This is a genomic window from Paenibacillus glycanilyticus (assembly GCF_023715145.1).
Classification (GTDB): Bacteria; Bacillota; Bacilli; order Paenibacillales; family Paenibacillaceae; genus Pristimantibacillus; species Pristimantibacillus glycanilyticus_A.
Genome location: NZ_JAMBNP010000052.1, coordinates 1 through 452 on the forward strand (window position 1 = coordinate 1; position 452 = coordinate 452).

At 52.2% G+C, this 452-nt stretch carries 1 protein-coding gene; it reads right to left on the reverse strand.

The features are described from left to right. Positions 1 to 163 precede the first annotated feature (163 nt). The coding region (locus M3194_RS30915) for a YecH family metal-binding protein (RefSeq protein WP_251657964.1) at positions 164 to 452 on the reverse strand (289 nt) is incomplete at its 5' end.

Here is a 452-nt window from a genome sequence, read left to right on the forward strand (position 1 = left end):
TTGCTGAACAGCATGAAGAAGAGAAATTATTTAAATCGGTGATCGATAAACTGACCCTCGCTGGAAAAAGCGGCGAAGGTCTGTACTTTATCGATAAAGAGCTGGCTACCCTCGACGCGCAGAATTAATCCCCCGCGCCGCGACAGTCCGTGTCGCGGCCCTCTTAATGTCGGCAGATCTTATTTTCTGCGGTAGTAAAACCTTCCTCTCTGGCAATAAATTTGCCTTTTTTCTCTAAAAACGCCACCAGCTGTGCGGCGCTTAGATTCTCTGCTGAACAGGTGTGAAACCGCGCCTCTTCGCCAAAGCGGCGGCGAATGGCGGCCTCCAGCGAGGCAACCGTCCAGGACTCACCCGAGGCGAGCATCATCTGTAAAACTTCATGACCATGAATAGAAGACATAACCCCTCCTGCAAAAACCGCCAGCTTAGGCCAGACCGTCAACCCGCGC